We start from the raw sequence: 6,905 nt of genomic DNA on the forward strand, positions 1-6,905 counted from the left end.
CGTTGGCGATGCTCCCGGCCGACCGGGTGTTGTGCGCCCGACACGGGTGGCTCGCCCCGCTCCCACCCGAGGGGGCGAGCGCGATCCTGTACCACGAGACCTCCCGGGCGCCCGAGGTGGCGCGGTCGCAGGGCATCACCTCGGCCGACCTCCTCCGCGCGGGGATCGTGGACGTGGTGGTACCCGAGCGACCCGACGCGGCGGACGAGCCGGACGCCTTCTGCGACCGGCTGGCCGACGCCGTCGCCGCGGCTCTGGTCGAGGTCCGGAGGCGTCCCCCCGAGCGGAGGTACGCGGAGCGGATGTCCCGCTATCGGGACCTCGGCCTGGGACTAGAGTGAAGCGCGTCACAGGCCGTCGGCGCTGATCGGGGGCTTCACTCCCGCACGAGAGGGGCTCACCCGATGTCGGACTCCACGACCTCGTCGACCTACGCCGAGGCCCACCGGCTCTCGATCACCGATCCCGACGCCTTCTGGCTGGAGGCCGCCGGGGGGATCGACTGGACCACTCCCCCCACCACGGCTGTCGACGGCTCGCGGCCCCCGTTCTACCGGTGGTTCCCCGACGGTGAGCTCAACACGTCCCACAACTGCATCGACCGTCACGTCGAGGCGGGACGCGGGGATCAGGCCGCGTTCATCTACGACTCGGCGGTGACCGGGGTCAAGGAGACCATCACCTACTCCCAACTGCTCGACCAGGTCGAGGCCTTCGCGGGCGCGCTCGCGGCCGAGGGCGTGGGGCGCGGGGACCGGGTCGTCATCTACATGCCGATGGTCCCGCGTGCCGCGGTCGCGATGCTCGCGTGCGCCCGCCTGGGTGCCGTCCACTCCGTGGTGTTCGGGGGCTTCGCGGCGCCGGAGCTGGCCATCCGGATCGACGACGCCCGGCCGAAGGTCGTGGTGACCTCGCCCGGCGGCATCGAGCCCACCCGCGAGGTCCCCTACTTCCCCATGGTCGCCAAGGCCCTGGAACTCACCCGTCACTCCCCGGGCGCCGTCATCGTGGCCGGCCGACCGGACCAGTTCCCGGACGAGACCTTCCCCGAGACACCGGGAACCACCTGGACCGACTGGGACCGGGCCGTCGAGGCCTCGGAACCCGCCGCACCGGTCCCCGTCAGGGCGACGGACCCGCTCTACATCCTGTACACCTCCGGGACCACGGGGCTGCCCAAGGGCGTGGTCCGTGACAACGGCGGCCACGCTGTCGCGCTGGCGTGGTCGATGTGGAACGTCTACGGGGTCCGGCCCGGCGAGGTCTGGTGGACGGCCTCGGATGTCGGCTGGGTGGTCGGGCACTCCTACATCGTCTACGGGCCCCTGCTGGTCGGCGCGACGTCCATCATCTACGAGGGCAAGCCCGTCGGTACGCCGGACGCCGGCGCGTTCTGGCGGGTGCTCGCCGAGCACCGGGCCACCGCGCTGTTCACCGCGCCCACGGCCGTCCGCGCCATCCGCAAGGAGGACCCGGAGGGCCGCGAGATCGCCGGGTACGACCTGTCCGCCATGCGCACCCTGTTCTGTGCGGGCGAGCGGCTGGACCCGGACACCTACCGGTGGGCCACGGAAAAGCTGGACAAGCCCGTGGTGGACAACTGGTGGCAGACCGAGACGGGCTGGCCCATCGCCTCGAATCTGCGCGGGCTCGAGCCGATGCCGATCAAGGCCGGGTCCCCGACGGTGCCCGTGCCCGGGTACGACCTGCACGTCCTGGACTCCCGGGGCACCCCCCTCCCCGCCGGGGAGGAGGGCAACCTGGCGATCCGGTTGCCGATGGCGCCGGGCACCCTGTCGGGCCTGTGGGACGACGACGAGAGGTTCATCTCCTCGTACATGTCGGTCTTCGACGGGTACTACTCGACCGGGGACGGCGGGTACGTCGACTCCGACGGGTACGTCTACGTGATGGGCCGGACCGACGACGTGATCAACGTCGCCGGACACCGCCTGTCGACGGGGTCCATGGAGGCGGTGATCGCCACCCATCCCGCCGTCGCCGAGGCGGCCGTCATCGGGGTGAAGGACGAGCTCAAGGGTCAGCGGCCGGTCGGGTACGTGGTCCTCAAGTCCGGTCAGGTCCGCGACCCCGAGGAGCTGCGCGCCGAGTTGGTGGCGATGGTCCGCGAGGAGATCGGCGCGGTGGCCACCTTCCGCGACTGCACGGTCGTGCAGGGCCTGCCCAAGACCCGCTCGGGCAAGATCCTGCGCAAGACGATGCGGCAGATCGCGGACGGGCAGGAGAACGTCACCGTCCCGTCGACGATCGAGGACCCGGCCGTGCTCGACGCCCTCGCACCGTACCTCCGGCAGGAGGGGTAGTCGCCCCGACCGCCATCCGCGAGGGCGCGCCGGGCGCCACCCGCGGTCGGGCGCGCGCGGGGCCCCGCACACGAGGACGCCCCGACTCCCGTGTGGGAGGTCGGGGCGTTCTCGAGTCGTCCGACGGGCCGGATCAGGCCTCGAGCAGGTCGATCACGAAGACCAGGGTCTTCCCTCCGAGGGGGTGCAGGGCCGCGGAGGTGCCGTAGGCCTTGTCCGGCGGGATGACCAGCTGGCGGCGACCGCCGACCTTCATGCCCGGGATCCCCTCCTGCCAACCCTGGATGAGGCCGTTGAGGGGGAACGTGATGGACTCGCCGCGGTCCCACGAGGAGTCGAACTGCTCGCCGGTCTCGTAGTCGACACCGACGTAGTGGACGGTGACGTTGCCGCCGGCCACCGCCTCGGCGCCGCCCCCCACCGTGAGGTCCTCGCTGACGAGGTCAGTGGGCGCGGGGCCCGTCGGCCTGTCGATCTCGGGCTTGTCCATGGTGTCTCCTCCTGGAGTCCGGTTCCCGGGCTCAGCGCTGGCTGATCGGGGTGAAACCCCGCTCGGCCGGGCCCGTGTAGACTTGGCGCGGGCGGTTGATCTTGGTGGACGGATCCTCGCGCATCTCGCGCCAGTGGGCGATCCATCCGGGCATCCGGCCGAGGGCGAACAGGACGGTGAACATCTCGGTGGGGAAACCCATCGCGCGGTAGATGAGGCCGGTGTAGAAGTCCACGTTCGGGTAGAGCTTGCGCTCGACGAAGTAGTCGTCGGCCAGTGCCGTCTCCTCGAGCTTGAGCGCGATCTCGAGGAGGGGGTCGTTGCTCTGGGACAGCAGCGCGTGGGCGTGCTTCTTGGCGATCTGGGCGCGCGGGTCGTAGCTCTTGTAGACGCGGTGACCGAATCCCATGAGCTTGACGCCGTCGACCTTGTTCTTGACACGGTCCATGTAGTCGGTCGCGTCCCCGCCCTCCGACTCGATCCGCTCGAGCATCTCGAGCACGGCCTGGTTGGCGCCACCGTGCAGCGGTCCGTACAGGGCGTTGATGCCGCCGGTGATCGAGGCGTACAGCGGCGCCTCCGAGGATCCGACCATGCGGACGGTCGAGGTGGAGCAGTTCTGCTCGTGGTCCGCGTGGAGCACCAGCAGCATGTCCAGGGCGTCGGCGACCTCGTCGGTGACCTCGTAGTCCGGCCCGAAGGTCATGCGCAGGAAGTTGCGGACGTACCCGAGCGAGGGATCCGGGTCGAGGGCGTCGTGACCGGAGCGGATGCGCTCGATGGCGGCGGCGAGCGTCGGGCCACGGCCCAGCAGCCGGGCGGTGGCCAGGTCGACGGCCTTGGGGTCGTCGATGTCCAGGTCGTCCCCGTGCGTGCCGAACAGGCTCACGCCGGCGGAGAAGACGGGCATCGGGTGGGTGTCGCGCGGGAACGCCTGCAGCAACGGCATCATCTGGCCGGGCAGCGCCGTCTCCCCGAGCACCTTCTCGGTGAACTCGGCGAGCTGGGCCTCGGTGGGATCCTCACCGTAGATGAGCAGGTAGGAGACCTCGAGGAACGAGGCGTTGTCGGCGAGCTGGTCGATCGGGTACCCGCGGTGGCGGAGGATGCCCTCGTTGCCGTCGATGTAGGTGATCGAGGAGGTACACGCGGAGGTGTTGACGAACCCGACGTCCAGGGTGGTCATCCCCGTCTTGGCCAGCAGCGAACCCAGCTGCACCGCGTCGCTTCCGCAGGTCGCCTCCACCACATCGAGTTCGAGCTCACCGCCGGGGTAGGACAGTGTTGCATTGCGGTCCGAACCGTTCGAGCCTGCGGTCACGCGATTCCCTCTCCGACGACTGGTCCCGGCGGCCATGTCCCGCCACGAATGTGCTGTGCCACACCCTACCGTGACGGTCGCCGTCACTTCGAAGCGTGCACCGGTCCGCTCCCCCCGGGCCCCGTCCACCGGGCGGCGTCGGGGCTTCGGCGGGCGTCAGGGCTGCAGTCGCCGGACCGTCCACCCCCCGTCACCCCGGAGGCACTCGACCCGGTCGTGGAACCGGTCCCGGCCCCCCTGCCAGAACTCGACGCGGTCCGGGCGGAGGCGGTACCCACCCCACCTGTCGGGCATCGGGATCTCCTCGACGTCCGCCAGGCGCTTCTCCGCGATCGCGTAGAGCGAGGTCAACTCCTCGACGGACTCCACCGGCTGCGACTGCTCGGACGCCCAGGCCGCCACCTGGGACCCCCTGGGGCGCGTACGCCAGTAGGCGAGGCAGTCCGCCCGGTCCAGCGGTCGGCACTCGCCCTCCACGTGGACCTGCCGTTCCACCACCAACCACGGGAACGTGGCCGAGGCGTAGCCGGACTGCGCCAACTGCGCGCCCTTGCGCGAACTCGTCGTCGTGAAGAAGGTCAGACCCCGCTCGTCCGCCCCCTTGCACAGCACCGTCCGGGTCGACGGCCGGCGGTCGGCACCGACGGTGCCGAGCACCATGGCGTTGGGCTCGCGCACCCCCCGGCGCCCGGCCTCGTCCAGCCACGAGGCGAAGAGCGCGACCCAGTCGTCGTGCAGATCGCCCACGTCCAGGCTCGCGTTCAGGCCGTAGCCGACCCGCATCGTGTCGAAGTCGGCCGGTTCGAGTGCGGGATCCTCCATGACCCAGACGCTACTCCGGGCCCGACGCGCCCCCGACTAGGATGGAGCCGATTCGGAAATCCCACCACAAGGAACGGCACCCCAAGAGCATGAGCGATCAGCTGCCCACCATCCCCGCCGACCTCAAGCCCGCGGACGGGCGGTTCGGCTGCGGCCCGTCCAAGGTCCGCCCCGAGCAGATCGAGGCCGTCTCCGCCGCCGCCACCTCGGTGATGGGCACCAGCCACCGCCAGGCGCCGGTGAAGGACGTCGTCGGCCGGGTCCGCGAGGGACTGTCCTCCCTGTTCTCCCTCCCCGACGGCTACGAGGTCGTGGTGGGCAACGGTGGCACCACCGCGTTCTGGGACGCCGCGGCGTTCGGCCTGGTCCGCGAGAAGTCCCTCCACCTGACCTACGGCGAGTTCTCCTCCAAGTTCGCCAAGGTCACCGGCGGCGCGCCCTTCCTCGCCGACCCGATCGTCATCTCCGCCGAGCCCGGGTCGGCTCCCGAGCCCACCTCGGACCCGTCCGTGGACCTCATCGGCTGGGCGCACAACGAGACCTCCACCGGTGTGATGGTCCCCGTGACCCGCCCGGCGGGCTCGGAGAACGCACTCGTCGCCATCGACGCCACCTCCGGAGCCGGCGGGTTGCCCGTCGACATCTCCGACGCCGACGTGTACTACTTCGCGCCGCAGAAGTGCTTCGCCTCCGACGGCGGCCTCTGGGTGTCCATCATGAGCCCGGCCGCCCTCGAGCGCGTGGCCGAGATCGCGGCCACCGACCGCTGGTGCCCGGACTTCCTGTCCCTGCCCACCGCGGTGGACAACTCCTCGAAGAACCAGACGTACAACACCCCGGCAGTGGCCACGCTGCTGATGTTCGCCGACCAGATCGAGTGGATGAACACCCAGGGCGGTCTGGACTGGTGCGTCGAGCGGACCCGGGACTCGTCCTCCCGCCTGTACGACTGGGCCGAGGCCAGCGAGTACGCTACGCCGTTCGTCACCGAGCCCGCCCACCGCTCGCAGGTCGTCGGCACCATCGACCTCGACGAGAGCATCGACGCCGCGAAGGTGGCCAAGACCCTGCGCGCCGGCGGCATCCTCGACACCGAGCCGTACCGCAAGCTCGGCCGCAACCAGCTCCGCATCGGGATGTTCCCGGCGATCGACCCCGAGGACGTCTCGCGGTTGACCCGGTGCATCGACCACGTGGTGGGGCAGCTCGGCTGACCCTCGGGCCGCGCACCCTTCCGGGCGCCCGCCCACGGTTTTTCCGCAGCCCACCCGGCCCGTCACCGCGCCGGGTGGGCTGCGCTGACCTACCATGGGGGGAACGCCCAGGACCCGGGCACGCGCCGTTCGAGCCGCCCACGGGCCCACGAGGAGTCGAGGAGGCGGTATGCGGAAGCTGAGGATCATCGGGGTGGACGCCGACTCGTCCGTGGTCGAATGTGAGCTCCCGGACTCGGGCGAGACGCTGGCCCTCCCCCTCGACGACAGGTTCCGCGCCGCCGCGCGGGGGGAGTCCCTGCCCACGGAGGAGTCCCGGCGGGTGCCCGTGACGGGCACGTTGCGCCCACGCGAGATCCAGGATCGTATCCGCCACGGCGCCTCCCCCGAGGACGTCGCCGCCGACGCCGGCGTCCCGATGTCCCGGATCGAGGGTTTCGCCGTCCCCGTGCTGCTCGAGCGCGCGAACGCCGCCGATCTCGCCCGGGCGTCCCACCCGGTCCTTCCGGACGGGCCTGCACTCGACACGCTCGCCGACCGGGTCGAGTCCGCACTCGATCATCGTGGGGTGGACCCGGACGTCGTCGCGTGGGACGCCTGGCGCGACCGCTCGGGCGGGTGGATCGTGCGGACCTCCTGGCCCGCCGGCCTGTCGGACGACGCCTCGGCGACCTGGTCGTTCGTCCCCGATTCCCACGGCGGGTCGGCCCGGGCGCTCGACGACGAGGCCCAGC

At 71.2% G+C, this 6,905-nt stretch carries 6 protein-coding genes and 1 pseudogene; 4 read left to right on the top strand and 3 right to left on the bottom strand.

The annotated features are described in order from the left end of the window. Positions 1 to 341: pseudogene (locus G6017_RS09310) on the top strand (acetyl-CoA carboxyl transferase); the annotation flags it as partial. A 63-nt stretch (positions 342 to 404) separates the two neighbouring features. Then, positions 405 to 2,324 (top strand): propionyl-CoA synthetase, encoded by a 1,920-nt coding sequence (locus G6017_RS09315; protein ID WP_182617081.1) that lies wholly within the window; start codon positions 405 to 407, stop codon positions 2,322 to 2,324. Between the two features lie 133 nt (positions 2,325 to 2,457). Here G6017_RS09315 and G6017_RS09320 read toward each other — a convergent pair whose 3' ends face one another. The 3 genes from G6017_RS09320 to pdxH all read right to left on the bottom strand — a co-directional run bounded on the left by G6017_RS09320 (position 2,458) and on the right by pdxH (position 4,957). Then, on the bottom strand, positions 2,458 to 2,814 hold the full coding sequence (locus tag G6017_RS09320; protein ID WP_182617082.1) for an FKBP-type peptidyl-prolyl cis-trans isomerase: 357 nt from the start codon (positions 2,812 to 2,814) through the stop codon (positions 2,458 to 2,460). Positions 2,815 to 2,845: 31 nt separating this feature from the next. After that, positions 2,846 to 4,135: a citrate synthase gene (locus G6017_RS09325; RefSeq protein ID WP_179524670.1), complete on the bottom strand. Its 1,290-nt coding sequence runs from the start codon at positions 4,133 to 4,135 to the stop codon at positions 2,846 to 2,848. A gap of 156 nt (positions 4,136 to 4,291) precedes the next feature. Next, entirely contained in the window at positions 4,292 to 4,957 is a 666-nt protein-coding gene (gene pdxH, locus G6017_RS09330; RefSeq protein ID WP_179524669.1) for a pyridoxamine 5'-phosphate oxidase, read from the bottom strand. Positions 4,958 to 5,046: 89 nt separating this feature from the next. On the opposite strand from pdxH, the gene serC reads away from it, so the two are divergent. After that, positions 5,047 to 6,171 (top strand): phosphoserine transaminase, encoded by a 1,125-nt coding sequence (gene serC / locus G6017_RS09335; protein WP_179524668.1) that lies wholly within the window; start codon positions 5,047 to 5,049, stop codon positions 6,169 to 6,171. Between the two features lie 169 nt (positions 6,172 to 6,340). Then, a partial coding sequence (gene sepH / locus G6017_RS09340) for a septation protein SepH (RefSeq protein ID WP_182617084.1) occupies positions 6,341 to 6,905 on the top strand: 565 nt, incomplete at its 3' end.

The sequence above is a fragment of the Dietzia sp. B44 genome (genome assembly GCF_014145245.1).
GTDB lineage: Bacteria > Actinomycetota > Actinomycetes > Mycobacteriales > Mycobacteriaceae > Dietzia > Dietzia natronolimnaea.

Excerpts from the sequence above, each read along its gene's own strand:
- serC (WP_179524668.1), top strand. The coding sequence starts at position 5,047 with ATGAGCGATCAGCTGCCCACCATCCCCGCCGACCTCAAGCCCGCGGAC.
- G6017_RS09315 (WP_182617081.1), top strand. The coding sequence starts at position 405 with ATGTCGGACTCCACGACCTCGTCGACCTACGCCGAGGCCCACCGGCTC.
- pdxH (WP_179524669.1), bottom strand. The coding sequence starts at position 4,957 with ATGGAGGATCCCGCACTCGAACCGGCCGACTTCGACACGATGCGGGTC.
- G6017_RS09320 (WP_182617082.1), bottom strand. The coding sequence starts at position 2,814 with ATGGACAAGCCCGAGATCGACAGGCCGACGGGCCCCGCGCCCACTGAC.